Genomic DNA, 20,086 nt, shown 5'->3' with positions numbered 1-20,086 from the left:
TATACGCAGTGAAACTCTGTTGGAATCCCCTTCCTCAAAAATTCGTGAGAATTTTAGGTGGGGGAGGATGTCAATCTAGATAATTAATACGATTATATTAAATAGATAATTTTTATTGAAATACGAAAAAATGTGAGACTTTAAACATCAATTTGTTTAAAATCTCACATTTTTTTATAGAGAAGAAAAAGAGAACGATTTCACCTTACTTCTTTTTAGGTATTTTAATCGTTATTTGGTAATATTCGTCAAATTCCTCTTCCTTAGAATCTAAATTGATCCCACTATCTGAAACCATTGAGACAGATTGTCTAATCGTATTAACGGCGATACGCATATCCTTCGGAAATGATTTTCTTGTAGATCTTGATTTCGATTCAGTATTATTCAGCAGCTTTACCACACGATCTTCTGTTTGCTTCACATTCAAGCTTTTCTCAATAATTTCTTCTAGTAATTTTACTTGTTTTTCAGTATCTTTTAGTGGGATCAGGGACCTTGCATGCCGTTCCGAAATAGATTTATTTAACAATGCATCTTGGACTTTGTCTGGTAATTTCAATAATCTCAGCTTATTTGCTACCGTAGATTGACCTTTGCCTAAACGTTGAGCAAGTGCTTCCTGTGTTAGATTGTGCAACTCCAATAATTTTCCATATGCAACGGCTTCTTCAATAGGAGAAAGTTCTTCTCGCTGAAGATTTTCAATTAAGGCAACAGAAGCGGTCTCTGTGTCGCTTAAATTCTTAACAATGGCTGGAACCTCACTCCAGCCTAGTTTTTTCATCGCACGCCATCTTCGCTCACCAGCGATGATCTCAAATTGACCTTCTTCATATTCGCGAACAACGATAGGCTGAATGATACCATGCGTATGAATCGTTCGTGATAATTCTTCAATTTTTTCATCATTAAAAACAGTACGAGGCTGAAATCGATTGGGAATAATGTGATCAATTGGAATTCGATTAATTTCTTCATTTCCCTCTACGCTTTCATTTTCACCCTGTTCTGTTTCGAATTGTTCTCCCTTTTCGCCTAGGCCAAATAAGCGTGAGAAAGAATTCTTCATCACCCTGCACCACCTTTACGAAACTCCCTAATTCATAATTCTCTATCAACAATCCAACTCCTGCCAATCAAAAAGATATTACATCAAACCTATTTATAAGCGTTTAACTAGACCTGTGGGGCTGGATACACGACCCTGAACAGCTATCTACAATTAAAGTCATTGTTACTTTTTTAAGACTCTATTCAATAGGTGTTTTATTTGGAGTACCAGGCTTCCTTGGGTATTTTTTAGGTGTCTGTTTTTCCTTTTTGATCAGGAGAATATTTCGTTCACTTTCTTCAATTGGCAGAATAAAGGAAAAAGATTTTTCAAGCTTCCCACCTAAAACCGTGATTGCTTTTTTTCCTAAATCGATTTCCCCTTTTGCTCCTGCACCTTTCATTGCAATAAAGTAGCCTCCTACTTTCACAAGCGGAAGACAAAGCTCTGATAACACAGAAAGTCTTGCTACAGCTCTTGCTGTAACAATATCAAAAACTCCTCGGTACTCTGGCTTTTGCCCAAAGGTTTCAGCACGATCATGAATAAATTGTACATTTTCCAATTTTAAAACATTCGCGATATGCTCTAAAAAATGTATTCTTTTGTTTAAAGAATCAACAATCGTCACATGAAGATTCGGAAAAGCAATTTTTAATGGAATACTTGGAAAACCAGCTCCAGCTCCGACATCACATATATGTAAAGGCTCATTAAAATCATAATAAAACGATGCCGTTAAAGAATCATAAAAATGCTTTAAATAAACATCAGCCTTATCCGTAATAGCGGTTAAATTCATTTTTTCATTCCATTCTACTAACGCTTCGAAATAGGCTTCATATTGAGTAATCTGCCAAGGAGAAAGGTCAATCCCCTTCTCCTTTAGCATTTGAATAAATTGTTCCGTATTCATAAGTCATTCCTTTCTTTTGACCTCATCCATCACACTCTTGCAATTCTTCCTTGTTCTAAATATACAAGAAGAATGGAAATATCAGCTGGATTGACGCCTGAAATACGTGAAGCTTGAGCAATCGATAATGGACGTACTTGCTCTAGCTTTTGCTTAGCTTCTGTTGCAATTCCTTTAATGTCATGATAATCAATATTTTCAGGGATTTTCTTATTTTCCATTTTTTTAAGTCTCTCTACTTGTTGAAGGGACTTTTCAATATATCCTTCATACTTAATTTGGATCTCAACCTGTTCAGTCACTTCTTCAGACAAAGGTGCTTCATTTGGAACAATTGGCTCAATATGCTCATAACTCATCTCTGGTCTTCTCATCAGATCAGCTGCTTTTATGCCATCTTTTAATTCACTTCCACCTTGATCTCGAATAATCTTCTGAACCTCTTCAGTTGGTTTAATAATAATCGATTTAAGACGGCTGATTTCTTTTTCAATGGCATCTTTTTTATCAAGAAATCGTTCGTATCTTTCATCAGAAATTAAACCTACTTTATGTCCAAGCTCTGTTAGTCGCAAATCCGCATTATCATGGCGAAGCAATAAACGGTATTCTGCTCTTGATGTTAAAAGTCGATAAGGTTCATTGGTTCCTTTTGTCACTAAATCATCAATTAACACACCAATATACGCTTCTGAACGGCTTAAGATTACTTGTTCTTTTCCAATTGAATTTAAGCCCGCATTCATACCAGCCATAAGTCCTTGTCCCGCTGCTTCCTCGTAGCCAGATGTCCCGTTGATTTGTCCTGCAGTGTATAAATTTTTTATTTTTTTTGTTTCGAGTGTTGGCCAAAGCTGAGTTGGAACGATTGCATCATATTCGATTGCGTATCCTGTTCTCATCATCTGTGCATTTTCAAGTCCTGGAATGGTTCTCAATATTTTTTGTTGAATATCTTCAGGCAAGCTTGTAGACAATCCTTGTACATATACTTCATTTGTATTCCTACCTTCTGGCTCTAAAAATAACTGATGACGTGGTTTATCATTAAATCTTACAACCTTATCTTCGATAGAAGGGCAATAGCGAGGGCCAGTCCCTTTTATCATACCAGAATACATAGGTGAACGATGTAAATTCTCGTCGATTAGCTGATGAGTTTCAGCACTTGTATATGTTAACCAGCATGGGAGCTGATCAGTAATATATTTGGTCGTTTCATAAGAAAATGCACGAGGTACATCGTCTCCAGGCTGAATTTCTGCTTTACTATAATCGATCGTCAGACTATTTACCCGAGGCGGTGTTCCTGTTTTAAAGCGTACCAGACCAAATCCAAGCTCCTTTAGGTGGTCAGATAGCTTGATCGATGGCTGTTGATTATTCGGACCGCTTGAATATTTCAAGTCGCCAATAATAATTTCTCCACGAAGGAAAGTCCCTGTGGTCACAACCACCGTTTTCGAATGATAGGTGGCTCCTGTTTTGGTGATAACCCCTTTACATTGACCATCCTCTATAATCAGTCTTTCTACCATCCCTTGAGTAAGTGTTAAATTTTGTTCGCTTTCAAGTGTCTTTTTCATTTCATGCTGATACATGAATTTATCTGCTTGCGCTCTTAAAGCCCGTACTGCTGGACCTTTTCCGGTATTTAGCATCCGCATTTGGATATGGGTCTTATCAATATTCTTTCCCATTTCTCCGCCAAGGGCATCTATTTCCCTGACAACAATTCCTTTTGCAGGTCCTCCAACGGAAGGGTTACATGGCATAAAGCCGACCATGTCTAAGTTGATGGTGATCATTAATGTCTTAGCTCCAAGTCTTGCTGCCGCTAATCCTGCTTCACAACCAGCATGTCCAGCTCCGATGACGATGACATCAAAACTACCAGCGTCGTATTGCATCGTGCTGCCTCCTTTTTTAATTCATTCTATTTTTTCTTCATATTTTAGAGGAATTGCTTTCCTATCTATATTTCAAATATATTTTCATTTACGTTTTATAGCATTCTGAAAAGATTCCTACATTCCCATAATCCTTTTTGAATACCTTCTGATTATTTCCCAAGGCAAAATTGTGAAAAAAGCTGATCGATTAAGCTTTCATGTACACTCTCACCGATGATCTCTCCAAGAATCTCCCATGTCCTCGTTAAATCAATTTGAGCCATATCAATAGGCGTCCCCATTTTTATACCATTAATGGCATCCTCGATTGACTGTAAAGCTTGGTGTAAAAGTGAAATATGTCTTGTATTTGAAACATATGTCATATCCCTTGCTTCGATTTCACCTTCAAAAAATAAAGCTGCTATCGACTTCTCAAGCTCGTCAATTCCTTGCTCCTTAAGCAATGAGGTCGTAACAAGCTTATGATTTTTAGAAAGGAATTGAACTCGTTCCATATCTATTTGCTGTGGAAGATCAGTTTTATTGACTATAACAATCACATCCATCCCTTCTACAGCTTTGAAAAGATTTTCATCCTCTTCTGTTAAGATATCTGCAAAATTTAATACAAGAAGGAGCAGATCCGCTTCCTTCAACACTTGCCTAGACCTTTCAACACCAATTCTTTCTACAATATCCTCTGTTTCTCTTATGCCAGCTGTATCTACAAGTCGCAAAGGAACTCCTCGAACGTTCACATATTCTTCTATTACATCACGTGTCGTTCCCGGAATATCGGTTACGATTGCTTTATTTTCATGAACAAGGCTATTTAAAAGCGATGATTTGCCTACATTAGGCCTTCCGACAATAACGGTTGACAAGCCTTCACGTAATATCCTGCCTTGCTGGGATGTTTGCAAAAGCTTCTGAATTTCTTTTTGAACAAGGGATGCCTTTTCCAACAACAAATTATGCGTCATTTCTTCAACATCATCATATTCAGGATAATCAATGTTTACCTCAACATGGGCTAAAGTTTCTAATATCTCCTGTCGAAGTCTCCGAATGAGCTTTGATAACCGTCCCTCCATCTGACTTAACGCCATATTCATGGCACGATCGGTTTTCGCTCGAATCAAATCCATAACCGCTTCAGCTTGAGACAAATCAATTCTTCCGTTTAAAAATGCACGCTTTGTAAATTCACCAGGTTCAGCAAGCCTTGCCCCGTTCGTTAATAATAGCTGCAACACTCGATTCACAGATACGATTCCACCATGACAGTTTATTTCAATTACATCCTCTTTTGTAAAGGTTTTAGGACCCTTCATCACTGAAATCATAACTTCTTCAGCCACTTCATTCGTTTTTGGATCAATAATATGCCCATAGTGAATCGTATGACTAGGCACTTGCATGATCTTATGTCCGTTCACACTTTTAAAAAGCTTTTCAGCAATGCCAAAAGCATCACTTCCACTTAATCTTACTATTGCAATGGCACCTTCTCCCATCGGAGTCGATATCGCTGCAATCGTGTCCATCTCCAATCAAGTTCTCCCCCTTTGCTTTTAAAATTTATATCATAAATGCTTCATAGCTTTTTTATTTCCCAAAACATTAGAATATCATACTCTTTTTTCATACAAAAGAGCAACCGTTTAATCCCGAAACTTATCCACAGTGTTTATTGTTATCACGCTCTATTTTATCTTATCCACATGTGAATAACAACATCGCTTATTAGAAAAGCACAAGTGCCTTTCTTAGTCCTGAAGTAAAAGTTCCTTTGCTTCCAAAAGCGTTTTTCAAAAATATCAATTTTTATCCAACAAAAAAAGGTTCGATTCTTTCACAATCCATGTGAGGAATCGAACCCTGCCTTAACATTTATCTATTTAACTGGAGAAATCACAATATGTCTTTGCTTGTCTTCCCCTTTTGAAAAGGTTGTGACTTGCTTATTTTCAACTAATGCTGTATGAATCGCTTTTCGTTCATGTGAAGGCATCGGTTCTAATTCGACAGCTAGTCCCGTTTTAATGGCCTTTTGTGCTAAGCGTTCAGCCAATTGAACAAGCGTTTGCTTTCTTCTTTTCCGATAATCTTCTGCATCTAATAAAACATTAAAATAATGATCGGAATAACGATTTAATACGAGCTGAGTTAAATATTGAAGAGAATTTAGAGTCTGTCCCCTTTTACCAATCAATAGACCTAGATTTTTACCAATTAATTCAAATTGAACCCATTTTCCTTCTTTTTTGACATCTACCTTTACTGAAGCACCCATCTTTTCACACACGTTGGATAAATAATTCTTTGCTTCCTCTATAGGATCTACTTTCAAGGATGCCTTTATAACAGTAGGTTTAGAGCCAAAAATTCTGAAAATCCCTTTTTTTCCTTCATCAACAATCTGAATGTCAATGCGATCTCTTGTTGTTTGTAGTTGAGCTAAAGCTGATTCGACTGCTTCTTCGACGGTTTGTCCGGTAGCAGTTATCTCTTTCACTTTTTCGCTCCTCCTACACGATCAACTTCTGATGCCTTTTTTTCACTTGGTCCTTTAATAAAGTAAGTTTGAATAATCATGAAGATATTCCCTACCACCCAATATAAGGAAAGTGCTGCTGGAAAGTTAATAGCAAAAATAATGATCATAATCGGCATAACCCATAGCATCATCGCCATTTGCGGATTTTGTCCCATTGGTCCAGCCATCATCATTTTTTGCTGGATGAAGGTTGTTACACCTGCAATTAGCGGCAATAAATAAATCGGATCTGGCGCACCAAGATCGAACCATAAAAAGTTTTGGTCTGCAATTGCACGAGTTCGAGAAATTGCATGATAGAACCCAATTAATATTGGCATCTGTACAAGTAACGGAAAGCAGCCTGCCAAAGGATTTACATTATTTTCTTTAAATAGTTTCATCGTTTCTTCTTGCAGCTTTGCTTGCGTTTTCTGATCCTTAGAGCTATATTGCTTTCTTAGCTTCTCCATTTCAGGCTGAATCGCTTGCATCGCTTTCGAACTTTTCGTCTGCTTAATCATAAGCGGCAAGATCGCTAGACGAATAATTAATGTAACAATAATAATGGAAATTCCATAGCTGTTTCCAGCTATTTCTGCAACCTTTACAATTAACATTGAAAGAGGGTATACAATATATTGATTCCAAACGCCTGTGCTTTCAGAAGTAATCGGCTTGTTGATATCCATACAACCTGATAGGAGGGCCATGATAAAAATCAGTCCGACTACGAAAAAAATTCGCTTTTTCAACCTTTCTTTCCTCCTTATTGCTCTGATGAGAACTTTATTAATTTCTTCCATCAAAAAATATTTTATCACTTTTTATAGGAAAACGCTTTTTTTCACCTTTTGATCATATCAAGTTGATCGATTCTTGAACGCTTTTGCTATTTTTAATACGTGCTGCAAATTTTTTTTTAATTCATGATAGCCTATTTGAGAAGCTTGCTTCCTAGCTATAATCACGTAATCAAAGTCATTATGTATTTGTCCGTCTATTTCATGAAATACTTGACGAACATACCTTTTTATTTGATTTCGGGTTACTGCATTTCCGATCTTTTTACTAACGGATAATCCAATTCGAAAATGCTTCTGATCCGGTTTTTTTAATGTATATACGATAAACTGACGATTTGCAACCGACTTTCCTTTTTGAAAGACATCTTGAAATTCTTTATTCTTCTTAATTCGATTTTCTTTTTTCATCGTCACTTACACCTGCAATCTTAAAACCTTTTCATAAGAAATGCGAAAGCGCCTTGATCATCGACGTACAAACTGGAGGGGCTTCGACTGAGATAAAGGAAACACGATGAGCGAAAGCGAATCGATGTTGACTTATCGTAGGGAGAAGACCTAAAGTTTGATAGTCGATAGGCGCTGAAGCTAGACACCAGTCTACCTTCAAAAAGTTATACTTTCTTGTCTTTTAAGAAATGCGCAAGGCGCCTGCTTATCGGCGATAAGTATAAGACAGATTGGTGAGAAAGAGGCTCTTTACCTCTCTTGCCAGATTTGCTTATGACCTCGATCCGATGGCAACTAGCCGATTAAAGACGCCATGTCCTGTGGCGATATCGGCAATAGTACGCCCTGAACGTCAAAGCTAGACAATAGTCTAACCTTTAAAAGTTATTCTTTACTTTATCTTTAAAAAAAAGACCACTGACGTTTCAGTGGCCTAAGCAGATAATACTTTTCTTCCTTTACGGCGACGGCGAGCAAGAACCTTACGTCCGTTCGCACTGCTCATGCGGCTGCGGAATCCATGAACTTTACTTCTTTTACGTTTATTTGGTTGATAAGTTCGTTTCATTATATGACACCTCCCTGAGGAATAGCTGTTAAAGACAGTCTTTCTAATTATATAAACGAGTTTCACCTATTGTCAACTATACAGATGCTATTTCCCCTTTAAAGGGTGCAGCAAAAAATAACGACTTGTGCCGAGATAATTGTTAGCTTCTTAAAAATTGACTATCTATGTTTATGAATAGCTCATCCTGTAGTGAAATTTACTTCCTCAAATATAGAGCAAAATCACTTTTCTGCCTTTTAAGCTTTTCAAATTTAAAATCCACTCAACCATTCTATCCTTTTTTAAGTTGGTTGTCATCCTCAATTTATAAATCATTCTTTAGAACGACTTCCTTATTGCGAAAAACTTTAATATTTTCTTTACCTTACACCTAAAATAGGATCGGTCCAATTTTTAAATCTACCTCATTATTTCCCATTAAGTTTTTAGCTCTAAATGAAGCATAATATGTGCTGTGGATAATATTTCGACAAGCTTTTTATTATCCACAGCACATATTGACATGTTTTACACACAATCACTCCCTGTGGACATTTTTTATACACACGACTAGGACCTTGTGGATAAATCATGAAAAACCATTGCACAGCAACGAATAATTTGATATTATAGTTGTGTTTTCACACTTAACAATTCATTGTGTATAACCCCTTTATCCACAGTTGTGGATAAGCTGTGGACAGGTTATTCAGAGCCTATGTAGAACGTTGTCCACAAACAGTGGATACTGTCGAAATACCACATCACTTCCTTATTATATATTTTTCCACAAACAGTTTCGTATATTCATAAATTGATAGGTTGTACAGCATATGTATAGTCATTAGTTTTAGCACGAAACGATCAGCAAAGGAGGGATAATTGTTGGAAAATATTGCGGATCTCTGGAATAGTGCTCTCGTCAAAATTGAAAAAAAAATCAGTAAACCTAGTTTTGATACATGGTTAAAATCGACGAAAGCACACTCCCTTCAAGGTGATTCTCTAGTAATAACCGCTCCAAATGAATTTGCTCGAGATTGGTTAGAGGAACGTTATTCTCAGTTAATCTCAGGAATTCTATATGACATTACTGGAGAAGAACTTAGTGTAAAATTTATTATTCCGCAAAATCAAGGTGAACAAGATATAGAGCTGCCGGTTCCGCCTTTACAAGTCAAAAAGGAAGAAGAGCACCCTGAGCTCCCCGTCAATATGCTGAATCCAAAATACACTTTTGATACCTTTGTTATTGGATCAGGGAATCGATTTGCACATGCTGCATCCTTAGCCGTAGCGGAAGCACCAGCAAAAGCATATAATCCATTATTCATTTATGGAGGAGTAGGTCTTGGAAAAACGCATTTGATGCATGCAATTGGTCATTATGTGTTAGATCATAATCCTGCAGCTAAAGTCGTTTACTTATCTTCTGAAAAATTTACGAATGAATTTATTAATTCCATTCGTGATAATAAAGCAGTCGATTTTCGCAATAAATATCGAAATGTAGATGTTCTTCTCATTGATGATATTCAATTTTTAGCTGGAAAAGAACAAACGCAGGAAGAATTTTTCCATACCTTTAATACCCTTCACGAAGAAAGTAAGCAAATCGTTATTTCAAGTGATCGTCCCCCTAAAGAAATTCCTACTTTAGAAGACCGGTTACGATCGCGTTTTGAATGGGGATTAATTACAGACATCACGCCACCTGATTTAGAAACTAGGATTGCGATTTTACGAAAAAAAGCAAAAGCAGAGGGTCTTGATATTCCGAATGAAGTAATGCTCTATATTGCTAATCAAATTGATTCCAATATACGAGAACTTGAAGGAGCACTTATTCGTGTCGTAGCGTACTCTTCGTTAATTAACAAGGATATAAACGCTGATTTGGCGGCTGAAGCATTAAAGGATATCATCCCAAGCTCGAAGCCAAAGGTGATTACCATTCATGAGATTCAAAAGGTTGTTGGGGAGCACTTTAGCATTAAACTGGAAGATTTTAAAGCAAAGAAAAGAACAAAATCAGTCGCTTTCCCAAGACAAGTAGCCATGTATTTATCTAGAGAATTAACCGACTTTTCCCTCCCTAAAATTGGAGAGGAATTTGGAGGGAGAGACCATACAACGGTTATTCATGCCCATGAAAAAATCTCAAAGCTTTTACAATCAGATGCCTTATTGCAAAAACAATTAAAAGAAATCAACGAAATTCTAAAGGTATAACAAGAAAAGCAGAGGGCGCCTTGAACAGCCGCGACAGACATAAGACGCAATACGCAGAAAATCCTGATTTTTGGAGTATTGTGGCTTATGATCCGAGCGGCTAGGCGTTGGAGCTAGACAACAAGAAAAGCGGAGGGCGCCTGTTTATCGGCGACAAGCATATTCCTGTACGTCGGAGTTCCTACAAGAAAAAGAATAACTAGAATAATGTGTATAACTTGCACGTAATTACACACAGTCTATCCACATGTGGATAGACTGTGTTTCCTTTGATAAAAAGAGTTATCCACATATTAACAAGCCCTACTATTATTACTACTATTTTTTTATAATAAAAGAATATATAAAAGTAAACTAAATTTGTTGAAGACGGAGGATTACCAATGAGATTTATAATCCAACGAGATCGTTTGGTTCAAAGTGTACAAGATGTCATGAAAGCAGTATCAAGCAGAACAACGATTCCAATCCTGACAGGAATTAAAATTGTTGCAACTGAAGATGGAGTTACATTGACAGGAAGTGATTCAGATATATCGATCGAATCCTTTATTCCTATTGATGAGGATGATAAAGAAATTGTAAAAATAAAGAGCACAGGTTCAATTGTCTTGCAAGCAAAGTTTTTTAGCGAAATTGTTAAAAAACTACCGACCGATCAAGTTGAAATAGAAGTAGAAAATAATTACCAAACTGTAATCCGCTCTGGAAAATCAGAATTTAATTTAAATGGTTTAGATGCAGAAGAGTATCCTCATTTGCCGCAAATTGAAGAAGAAAATGTTTTTAAAATCCCTACAGACCTATTAAAAGCAATGATTAGACAAACTGTTTTTGCAGTGTCCACCTCAGAAACACGCCCGATCTTGACAGGTGTAAACTGGAAGGTATCGCAAAATGAGTTGATCTGTATTGCAACAGATAGTCATCGTCTTGCACTTCGAAAAGCAATAATTGAAACAGAGTCAGATGATTCATATAATGTCGTTATTCCAGGAAAAAGTCTTAACGAATTAAGCAAAATTCTTGATGACAACCAAGAAATGGTTCAAATCGTTATTACGAATAATCAAGTATTATTTAAAACGAAGCATTTGTTGTTTTTCTCCAGATTACTAGAAGGCAATTACCCGGATACGACTAGATTGATTCCTAATGACAGCAAAACTGATATTATTGTACAGACAAAAGAATTTTTACATGCGATTGACCGTGCTTCCCTTCTTGCACGTGAAGGTAGAAATAATGTGGTAAAGTTTACGACTAATGAAAACAGTATCATTGAAATTTCTTCAAATACCCCTGAAATTGGGAAGGTTGTTGAAGAGCTGCAATGTCAATCGATTGAGGGAGAAGAAATAAAGATATCTTTTAGTGCAAAGTATATGATGGATGCCTTAAAAACATTAGAAGGCACTGAAATAAAAGTTCGCTTTACTGGTGCTATGAGACCTTTTCTTATCCAACCCATGCATGATGAATCAATTTTACAGCTCATCCTCCCAGTTAGAACGTATTAATTAGAAAAGCACATTAATCAGCTCATTTAGTGCGAGAAAGCTTTTTACATTTAGAGACAATGGGTTAGACACCGTCTACATTCGGATATTCTTTCTATCTCTAAACAGAACACTACCGGTTTTGCCGGTAGTTTTTTCATATGGGAAATCTTCGCTTTTCTTCCGGTTTATGTATGAATAAACTCAAAACAAAAGCTTAATATTTTTTGTTTTGAGTTTTCTTTGTGTCTAGCAAATATTTTTAGTAGAATAAAGTATTAGATACTATCGATGAAAGAGTGAAATGATGATTAAACAAATCAAGATTGATACGGACTATATTACTTTAGGTCAGTTTTTGAAAGTGGCAGAAGTCATTCAAACTGGAGGGATGGCTAAGTGGTTTTTAAGCGAGTATGATGTGTTTGTGAACGGAGAGCAGGATCAAAGAAGAGGAAGGAAGCTAAGATCAGGTGACGAAATTGAGATTCAAAGCTTTGGTCGTTTTGTTGTTTCGTAATAGAAAAAAGGATGAAACAGAATGTTTATTGAACAGCTTCATTTAAAAAATTATCGCAATTATAAAAGCCTTGATGTTCAATTTGAAAATAAGGTCAATGTTATTTTAGGAGAAAATGCTCAAGGGAAAACGAATGTGCTTGAATCGATCTACGTATTAGCTATGGCTAAATCTCATCGGGCTTCGAATGATAAAGAACTGATTCTTTGGGATGAAGAGTATGCTAAAATAGAGGGGAGGATCATAAAAAAGCACGGCGCACTCCCCATGCAGCTAGTTATTTCTAAAAATGGAAAAAAAGCTAAAAGCAACCACATTGAACAACAAAAGCTAAGTCAATATGTAGGAAGTATCAATGTTGTTATGTTTGCACCAGAAGATCTTAATTTAGTGAAAGGAAGCCCACAGGTAAGACGTCGTTTTATTGATATGGAAATTGGCCAGGTCTCCTCTATTTATTTACATGACATGGGACAATATCAAAAAATACTGCAGCAGCGAAATCACTATCTTAAGCTTCTACAAACTAATAAACAAAAAGATGAAACGATGCTTGAAATTTTAACGGAACAGTTTATTCAAATGGCTGTTAAAATTGTTTCAAAACGTTTAGGCTTTCTAGCACTTCTAGAAAAGTGGGCAGTTCCCATTCATAAAGGAATCTCAAGAGGGCTTGAAACGTTAAAAATAAAGTACAAGCCATCTGTCGATGTATCAGATGATCAAGAGTTGTCGAAGATGATAGAGGTGTATGAACAAAAATTTTTGGCAGTCAAAAAAAGAGAGATTGAACGAGGCGTCACATTGTTTGGCCCTCACCGAGATGATCTGCTTTTTTTTGTGAATGATCGAGATGTGCAGACATTCGGATCGCAGGGGCAGCAAAGGACCACAGCTCTGTCCATCAAAATGGCCGAAATTGAGTTAATTCATTCAGAAATCGGAGAATACCCTATTTTATTATTAGATGATGTTTTATCAGAGCTAGATGATTACCGACAATCTCATTTATTAAATACAATCCAAGGAAAAGTTCAAACCTTTGTGACGACAACGAATGTGGATGGTATTCATCATCAAACTTTAAAAGAAGCTTCAACCTTTATAGTCGAGCATGGAACTTTGAAAAAGATTTAAGGTGAGGTGCTAATTTGTACATTCACATTGGAGCAGATATTTTAGTTAGGGCAAGTGAAATCATCGTCATTATCGATAAAGACAGCATAGCATCTTCGGACTATATGAAAGCATTGTTTATGCGTCAAAAAAATCAAATGATTGACCTCGCTAATGGATCGTATAAATCATTGATTGTTACAACAAATCATGTTTATTTTTCCCCTCTAACTTCCGGTACGTTAAAAAAACGTTCTTATAAATTAGCCGTTCAAGAATATTAATTAAGTAAAAAGATACGTAAATATAATTTTACTTAAAGTAAAGATGAAAATTGTTAATCAATAATGGATGCCAAATGGAAAGTAAGGTGATCAATATGGCAATGGAGCAAAAATCAATTCAACAACCATCCTACGATGAGAATCAGATACAGGTTTTAGAAGGGTTAGAAGCCGTTCGCAAACGACCGGGAATGTATATCGGAACTACGAGTGCAAAAGGTCTTCACCATCTCGTATGGGAAATTGTCGATAATAGTATAGATGAAGCATTAGCCGGGTATTGTACTGAAATTAATGTCGTCATTGAAAAGGATAATAGCATTACCGTTATTGATAACGGGCGTGGGATCCCTGTAGGAATTCATGAAAAAATGGGCCGCCCGGCAGTTGAAGTTATTATGACTGTTTTGCATGCAGGTGGAAAATTTGGCGGTGGGGGCTATAAGGTTTCAGGCGGATTACATGGGGTTGGTGCCTCTGTCGTTAACGCTTTGTCCACGGAATTAGAAGTTTTTGTTCATCGTGATGGGAATGTTTATTACCAGAAATATGAAAAAGGTGTTCCGTGTGCAGACTTAACAATCGTAGGGGATACAAATAGAACTGGAACAACTACCCGTTTTAAGCCTGATGGTGAGATCTTTCAAGAAACATTAGAGTATGATTATGATACACTTGCGACTCGTCTTAGAGAGCTTTCGTTTCTAAATAAGGGTGTCAAAATAACTATTGAAGATAAAAGAGTGGAAAATAAAAAGAATGAATATCACTATGAAGGTGGTATCAAGTCATATGTTGAACATTTAAATCGTTCAAAGGAAGTTCTTCATGAAGAACCGATTTATTTAGAGGGCGAACGGGATGGAATATCAGTCGAAATCTCCATTCAATATAACGATGGCTTTACTGGAAACATCTACTCTTTTGCCAATAATATTCATACGTACGAAGGCGGTACGCATGAATTTGGATTTAAAACGGCTTTAACAAGGGTCATTAACGATTATTCAAGAAAAAATGGATTAATCAAAGATAATGATTCCAATTTATCTGGAGAAGATGTTCGGGAAGGTTTGACTGCGATTGTATCTATTAAACATCCTGATCCGCAATTTGAAGGTCAAACGAAAACTAAATTAGGAAATTCTGAAGTTCGTGCAACAACTGATACTATTTTTTCAGAGCATTTCGAGAAATTTCTCTTAGAAAATCCAACCGTTGCAAGGAAAATTGTCGAAAAAGGTCTGATTGCAGCAAGAGCAAGACTTGCCGCTAAAAAAGCGCGTGAGCTGACAAGAAGAAAGAGTGCGTTGGAAGTATCGAGCCTTCCTGGAAAATTAGCAGATTGTACCTCTAAGGATCCTGCAATAAGTGAATTGTATATTGTTGAGGGTGATTCTGCTGGAGGATCGGCTAAGCAAGGAAGGGAGCGGCTATATCAAGCGATATTGCCTTTAAAAGGGAAAATATTAAATGTGGAAAAATCACGTTTAGATAAAATTCTATCCAATAATGAGGTTCGTGCGATCATTACAGCCGTTGGTACTGGTATTGGAGAAGAATTTGAAATCTCCAAAGCTCGATATCACAAAATTGTTATTATGACTGATGCAGATGTGGATGGCGCTCATATTCGAACTTTATTATTAACCTTCTTTTACCGTTATATGAGACAAATCATAGAAGCTGGATATATTTATATTGCACAGCCGCCGCTTTATAAAATTCAGCAGGGAAAACGCATTGAATATGCTTATAATGATCGCCAGCTTGAACAAATGCTAAGCGACATGCCGAGCCAGCCTAAGCCTGGGATTCAACGTTATAAAGGGTTAGGAGAAATGAATCCTGAACAGCTCTGGGAAACGACTTTAGATCCAGAAACACGTACGCTTCTACAAGTTAGTTTAGAGGATGCGATAGAAGCAGATGAAACGTTTGAAATTCTAATGGGTGATAAAGTAGAACCGAGAAGACAATTCATTGAAGAGAATGCAGTTTATGTGAAAAATCTAGACGTTTAGTGTGGGACAGGATAGATACGGCTTCTATCCTGCTTTTCATTCAAAATGCTAGAATAAATGGTTTAACTTTAAAACAATTCATCAGAGTAATTTTATAGGAGGTTCCTTTACATGGCTGATACGCCAAATTCCCAAATTAAAGAGATCAATATTAGTTCCGAAATGCGTTCATCTTTTTTAGATTATGCGATGAGTGTAATTGTTTCTCGTGCGCTTCCGGATGTTAGAGATGGGTTAAAGCCTGTTCATAGACGGATTTTATATGCGATGCATGATCTAGGAATGCACGCTGATAAAGCATACAAAAAATCCGCACGTATTGTTGGTGAGGTCATTGGAAAGTATCATCCTCATGGCGATAGTGCTGTTTATGACACGATGGTACGGATGGCTCAGGATTTTAACTATCGTTATATGCTTGTGGATGGCCATGGAAACTTTGGATCGGTTGATGGAGATTCCGCAGCTGCTATGCGATATACGGAAGCACGTATGTCGAAGATTTCGATGGAGCTTTTGCGCGACATCAACAAAGATACAATCGATTATCAAGACAACTATGATGGGGCTGAAAAAGAACCTGTTGTGATGCCTTCAAGATTTCCAAACCTTTTAGTAAATGGTTCTTCGGGAATAGCGGTAGGAATGGCGACAAATATCCCTCCTCATCAACTTGGAGAAGTTATAGATGGAGTTCTTGCTATTAGTAAGGATCCAGACCTATCGATCCAACAGTTAATGGAGATTATCCCTGGTCCAGATTTTCCTACTGCCGGATTGATTCTTGGAAGAAGCGGAATAAGAAAAGCATATGAGACTGGTAGAGGATCCATCACACTTAGAGCTAAAGTTGAGATAGAAGAGATGAGTAACGGCAAAGAAATGATTATTGTCCGTGAGATCCCTTACCAGGTCAATAAAGCAAAACTAGTTGAAAAAATTGCTGAGCTTGTCCGCGATAAAAAAATAGACGGCATTACTGATCTGAGAGATGAATCAGATCGCAAAGGGATGAGAGTAGTCATTGAAGTCCGTAAAGATGCCAATGCGAATGTTTTATTAAACAACCTTTATAAACATACTGCTTTACAAACGAGCTTTGGGATTAATTTATTAGCTTTGGCAGATGGTCAACCAAAAGTATTGAATTTAAAGCAATGTTTAACGCATTACTTAGATCATCAAAAGGTTGTTATTCGAAGAAGAACCGAATTTGAATTACGAAAAGCGGAAGCTCGTGCCCACATTTTAGAAGGGTTGCGTATCGCATTAGATCACTTAGATGAAGTGATCAATCTTATTCGCAGCTCTCGTACAACAGAGATTGCCCGAGAAGGCTTAATGACTAATTTTGACTTATCTGATAAACAAGCCCAGGCAATACTAGATATGCGCTTACAGCGTTTGACTGGTTTAGAACGAGAAAAAATTGAGGAAGAATATCAAAAACTCGTTCAGCTTATCGCTGAGTTGAAAGCAATTTTAGCAGATGAAGAGAAGGTTCTTGAGATCATCCGTCAAGAATTAACGGAAATCAAAGAACAGTTTAATGATAAGCGTCGTACTGAAATCGTTTCAGGCGGTTTAGAACACATGGAAGATGAAGATTTAATTCCTGAAGAAAATATCGTGATTTCGTTAACCCATAATAACTACATTAAAAGGCTGCCCGTTTCTACTTATCGTTCGCAAAAACGCGGAGGAAGAGGCATACAAGGCATGGGCACGAATGAAAATGATTTTGTAGAGCATTTAATTACGACCTCTACACACGATACCATTCTTTTCTTTACGAACAAAGGAAAGGTATATCGAGCAAAAGGGTATGAAATTCCTGAATTTAGTCGGACGGCAAAAGGTATCCCAATTATTAATTTACTTGAAATTGATAAAGATGAATGGATAAATGCGATGATTCCAGTCAAAGAGTTTGTAGATGATTGGTCTTTATTCTTTACTACAAAAGAAGGAATATCAAAGCGTTCACCACTTACATCCTTTGCAAATATAAGAAATAATGGCTTAATTGCTTTAGGGTTAAAAGAGGGAGACGAGCTCATCTCTGTTCGTTTAACAGATGGAAATAAAGAAATAATCATTGGAACAAAAAAAGGTATGCTCATTCGTTTTCCAGAAACAGATGTGCGTTCAATGGGAAGAACAGCAACGGGTGTTAAAGGAATTACGCTTGATCCGGATGATGAAGTCGTAGGAATGGAAGTACTAGAAGAAAATACAGACATATTAATTGTAACAAAGAACGGATACGGTAAACGTACTCCAATCTCTGAGTATCGTGTTCAGGGACGAGGAGGAAAAGGGATTAAAACGTGTAATATTACCGAAAAAAATGGAAACCTTGTATCGGTGAGAGTCGTGACTGGTGATGAAGATATTATGATCATTACGACGGGTGGAGTATTAATCCGAATGGCTGTTAGTGATATTTCCACATTGGGACGTAATACACAAGGTGTTCGACTTATTCGTTTAAATGAAAGTGATAATGAAAATGTAGCTACGGTTGCTAAAGTTGAAAAAGAAGAGGAAGACATTCAAGAGGAAGATCTATCTTCGACTGAAAATATCTCTACGGAAGAAGAATAAACTTACTACTTTTTGGTAAAGCAAAATTATATAAATTTAAGGGTGACCTTGATAAATGGAAACTCCCTCTAAAACCTAATGCAGCATTACGAAGATGGAAAGCATCTCGATATGCCGCATAACTAAAAAGGGACAAACCATCTTTCATGTCACCCTTTTTTTATGAGATCAAAGTGCTTTTATGACGGAAACAAGTTACTTGCACATTTCCAATAATAAGGTAAAATAGGTTAATGGAACTAATTCTTTTTACCTAAAAAGGAGGCGGAAATGTGCGTGTAAGAATACAGGGTCTTCAAAATGGTTGTATTTTATCTACGGATGTTTTTAGTTCGACAAACCGACTGATTATTCGTAAAAGAACCATATTGACAGATGAATTAATACAAGTATTAAACGCCTTCCTTATAGACGAAGTGGAGGTCGAAAATCGTCTTGTAAATGGAAACCCTTTTCAGCTTAATGAAAAGGAAGAGAAGAATAAGGTTCCTATTGAAAAAGAAATTAATAAGAAAAAACCAAGTTATTTTGAATTATTTTTAAGTATGGTACATGATTACAAAAATGAGTTTTACTTGTGGCAATCCGGTCTGCCAATCGATATAGCGAAGATTAGAAAAATAGTATTACCCCTTATTAATCAAATAGAAGGTAATACAACAGAGATTTTTTCACTCTATCATTTATCCTCGAAAGACGAATATATCTTTCAGCATCCATTGGCAGTTTGCGTTATCAGTGGTTATATTGCGAAAAAGCTAGGATTTAGCCATGGGGAAATTGTTCAAATTGCCATTGCGGGATGTTTAATTGATTGTGGAATGTCAAAATTTAATATATCCACCATACAAAAACAAACTGCTCTTACGAAAGAGGAGTATCTAGATATAAAAGGTCATCCTTTATATAGCTATGATATGGTTCAAAATCTCCCTCTTCTAACGGAATATTCAAAGCAAGCTATTCTTCAACATCATGAACGTTTAGATGGCAGTGGTTATCCGCGTGGGGAGAAATTGGATAAAATACATCCTTATGCAAAAATTATTGCTGTCGCGGATCTTTTTCATGCGATGACTTCCGAACGAGCGTACAGAAGAAAGCAGTCTCCATTTAAAGTTGTTGAAATGCTGCAATCTGATTTTTTTGGAAAATATGACATTGCATCTATCCATGCACTAAGCTCAGGAATCATTAACTTTTCAATTGGAAGTAAAATAAAACTTTCGAATGGAATAGTAGCAGAAATATTATTTTTTGATAGTAGCTCTCCAACAAGACCATTAGTGAAAGTTGAAGCTGACAACGAAATTATAGACTTAAAGAAACATAAAAGATTAATGATTGAAGAGATTTTACAGGAATATAAGATAACGTGATTTTTTATCTAAAAAAACTATTGCAATGGTACTGTATTGCTGATATAATCATTCAAGTCAGCAAATTAATGATAGTTTTATGAAACTATTATTTTATAAAAAAGAGTTGACACACTTCGTATGAAGTGATAAGATATAAAAGTCGCTTCTGAGCGATAACGAAAAATTGCTCTTTGAAAACTGAACAACAAAACGTCAACAAAAGAACAAAAGTG

At 36.5% G+C, this 20,086-nt stretch carries 16 protein-coding genes; 8 read left to right on the top strand and 8 right to left on the bottom strand.

The window, feature by feature from the left end; genetic code table 11:
• Positions 1–205: 205 nt before the first annotated feature.
• The 8 genes from noc to rpmH all read right to left on the bottom strand — a co-directional run bounded on the left by noc (position 206) and on the right by rpmH (position 8,228).
• Positions 206–1,072 (bottom strand): nucleoid occlusion protein, encoded by an 867-nt coding sequence (gene noc / locus FDO66_RS20210; RefSeq protein ID WP_141434458.1) that lies wholly within the window; start codon positions 1,070–1,072, stop codon positions 206–208.
• 181 nt (positions 1,073–1,253) lie between these two features.
• Entirely contained in the window at positions 1,254–1,970 is a 717-nt protein-coding gene (rsmG, locus tag FDO66_RS20205; RefSeq protein WP_141434457.1) for a 16S rRNA (guanine(527)-N(7))-methyltransferase RsmG, read from the bottom strand.
• A 29-nt stretch (positions 1,971–1,999) separates the two neighbouring features.
• Entirely contained in the window at positions 2,000–3,880 is a 1,881-nt protein-coding gene (mnmG, locus tag FDO66_RS20200; protein ID WP_141434456.1) for a tRNA uridine-5-carboxymethylaminomethyl(34) synthesis enzyme MnmG, read from the bottom strand.
• A gap of 152 nt (positions 3,881–4,032) precedes the next feature.
• Positions 4,033–5,412 carry a tRNA uridine-5-carboxymethylaminomethyl(34) synthesis GTPase MnmE gene (gene mnmE, locus FDO66_RS20195; RefSeq protein ID WP_181444685.1) on the bottom strand — a complete coding sequence of 460 codons (1,380 nt, stop codon included), beginning with the start codon at positions 5,410–5,412 and terminating at the stop codon, positions 4,033–4,035.
• Between the two features lie 350 nt (positions 5,413–5,762).
• Complete coding sequence (jag, locus tag FDO66_RS20190; protein WP_141434454.1) at positions 5,763–6,383, bottom strand: RNA-binding cell elongation regulator Jag/EloR; 621 nt, start codon at positions 6,381–6,383, stop codon at positions 5,763–5,765.
• On the bottom strand, positions 6,380–7,159 hold the full coding sequence (gene spoIIIJ, locus FDO66_RS20185; protein ID WP_141434453.1) for a YidC family membrane integrase SpoIIIJ: 780 nt from the start codon (positions 7,157–7,159) through the stop codon (positions 6,380–6,382). Before spoIIIJ ends, jag begins: the two co-directional genes overlap by 4 nt.
• A gap of 108 nt (positions 7,160–7,267) precedes the next feature.
• Positions 7,268–7,618: a ribonuclease P protein component gene (gene rnpA / locus FDO66_RS20180; protein WP_141434452.1), complete on the bottom strand. Its 351-nt coding sequence runs from the start codon at positions 7,616–7,618 to the stop codon at positions 7,268–7,270.
• Positions 7,619–8,093: 475 nt separating this feature from the next.
• Positions 8,094–8,228, bottom strand: coding sequence for a 50S ribosomal protein L34 (gene rpmH / locus FDO66_RS20175; RefSeq protein WP_053401789.1), 135 nt, complete (start codon positions 8,226–8,228; stop codon positions 8,094–8,096).
• An 867-nt stretch (positions 8,229–9,095) separates the two neighbouring features.
• On the opposite strand from rpmH, the gene dnaA reads away from it, so the two are divergent.
• The 8 genes from dnaA to FDO66_RS20135 all read left to right on the top strand — a co-directional run bounded on the left by dnaA (position 9,096) and on the right by FDO66_RS20135 (position 19,871).
• Entirely contained in the window at positions 9,096–10,442 is a 1,347-nt protein-coding gene (gene dnaA / locus FDO66_RS20170) for a chromosomal replication initiator protein DnaA (protein WP_141434451.1), read from the top strand.
• 383 nt (positions 10,443–10,825) lie between these two features.
• A complete protein-coding gene (gene dnaN / locus FDO66_RS20165; RefSeq protein ID WP_141434450.1) occupies positions 10,826–11,962 on the top strand; it encodes a DNA polymerase III subunit beta in 1,137 nt (378 codons plus the stop codon).
• Positions 11,963–12,248: 286 nt separating this feature from the next.
• Positions 12,249–12,461, top strand: a complete 213-nt coding sequence (yaaA, locus tag FDO66_RS20160; RefSeq protein ID WP_141434449.1) for a S4 domain-containing protein YaaA — start codon at positions 12,249–12,251, stop codon at positions 12,459–12,461.
• A gap of 21 nt (positions 12,462–12,482) precedes the next feature.
• On the top strand, positions 12,483–13,598 hold the full coding sequence (gene recF, locus FDO66_RS20155; protein WP_141434448.1) for a DNA replication/repair protein RecF: 1,116 nt from the start codon (positions 12,483–12,485) through the stop codon (positions 13,596–13,598).
• A gap of 14 nt (positions 13,599–13,612) precedes the next feature.
• The gene (gene remB, locus FDO66_RS20150; RefSeq protein ID WP_141434447.1) at positions 13,613–13,861 is read left to right on the top strand and encodes an extracellular matrix regulator RemB; all 249 of its coding nucleotides are present in this window, start codon (positions 13,613–13,615) and stop codon (positions 13,859–13,861) included.
• Positions 13,862–13,962: 101 nt separating this feature from the next.
• Positions 13,963–15,885: a DNA topoisomerase (ATP-hydrolyzing) subunit B gene (gyrB, locus tag FDO66_RS20145; protein ID WP_141434459.1), complete on the top strand. Its 1,923-nt coding sequence runs from the start codon at positions 13,963–13,965 to the stop codon at positions 15,883–15,885.
• Between the two features lie 111 nt (positions 15,886–15,996).
• Positions 15,997–18,492 carry a DNA gyrase subunit A gene (gyrA, locus tag FDO66_RS20140; RefSeq protein WP_141434446.1) on the top strand — a complete coding sequence of 832 codons (2,496 nt, stop codon included), beginning with the start codon at positions 15,997–15,999 and terminating at the stop codon, positions 18,490–18,492.
• Positions 18,493–18,764: 272 nt separating this feature from the next.
• Entirely contained in the window at positions 18,765–19,871 is a 1,107-nt protein-coding gene (locus FDO66_RS20135) for an HD-GYP domain-containing protein (protein WP_141434445.1), read from the top strand.
• The last annotated feature ends 215 nt before the right edge of the window (positions 19,872–20,086 follow it).

Source organism: Bacillus sp. 03113, assembly GCF_006546985.1.
Classification (GTDB): domain Bacteria; phylum Bacillota; class Bacilli; order Bacillales; family Cytobacillaceae; genus VATK01.
The sequence above is the reverse complement of the archived record's forward strand: the minus strand, read 5'-3'. Positions and strand labels throughout refer to the sequence as shown.

Bases quoted from the DNA above. Each gene is read 5' to 3' on its own strand.
- noc (WP_141434458.1), bottom strand. From the start codon at position 1,072: ATGAAGAATTCTTTCTCACGCTTATTTGGCCTAGGCGAAAAGGGAGAA.
- rsmG (WP_141434457.1), bottom strand. From the start codon at position 1,970: ATGAATACGGAACAATTTATTCAAATGCTAAAGGAGAAGGGGATTGAC.
- mnmG (WP_141434456.1), bottom strand. From the start codon at position 3,880: ATGCAATACGACGCTGGTAGTTTTGATGTCATCGTCATCGGAGCTGGA.
- mnmE (WP_181444685.1), bottom strand. From the start codon at position 5,412: ATGGACACGATTGCAGCGATATCGACTCCGATGGGAGAAGGTGCCATT.
- rnpA (WP_141434452.1), bottom strand. From the start codon at position 7,618: ATGAAAAAAGAAAATCGAATTAAGAAGAATAAAGAATTTCAAGATGTC.
- rpmH (WP_053401789.1), bottom strand. From the start codon at position 8,228: ATGAAACGAACTTATCAACCAAATAAACGTAAAAGAAGTAAAGTTCAT.
- dnaN (WP_141434450.1), top strand. From the start codon at position 10,826: ATGAGATTTATAATCCAACGAGATCGTTTGGTTCAAAGTGTACAAGAT.
- yaaA (WP_141434449.1), top strand. From the start codon at position 12,249: ATGATTAAACAAATCAAGATTGATACGGACTATATTACTTTAGGTCAG.
- recF (WP_141434448.1), top strand. From the start codon at position 12,483: ATGTTTATTGAACAGCTTCATTTAAAAAATTATCGCAATTATAAAAGC.
- gyrB (WP_141434459.1), top strand. From the start codon at position 13,963: ATGGAGCAAAAATCAATTCAACAACCATCCTACGATGAGAATCAGATA.
- gyrA (WP_141434446.1), top strand. From the start codon at position 15,997: ATGGCTGATACGCCAAATTCCCAAATTAAAGAGATCAATATTAGTTCC.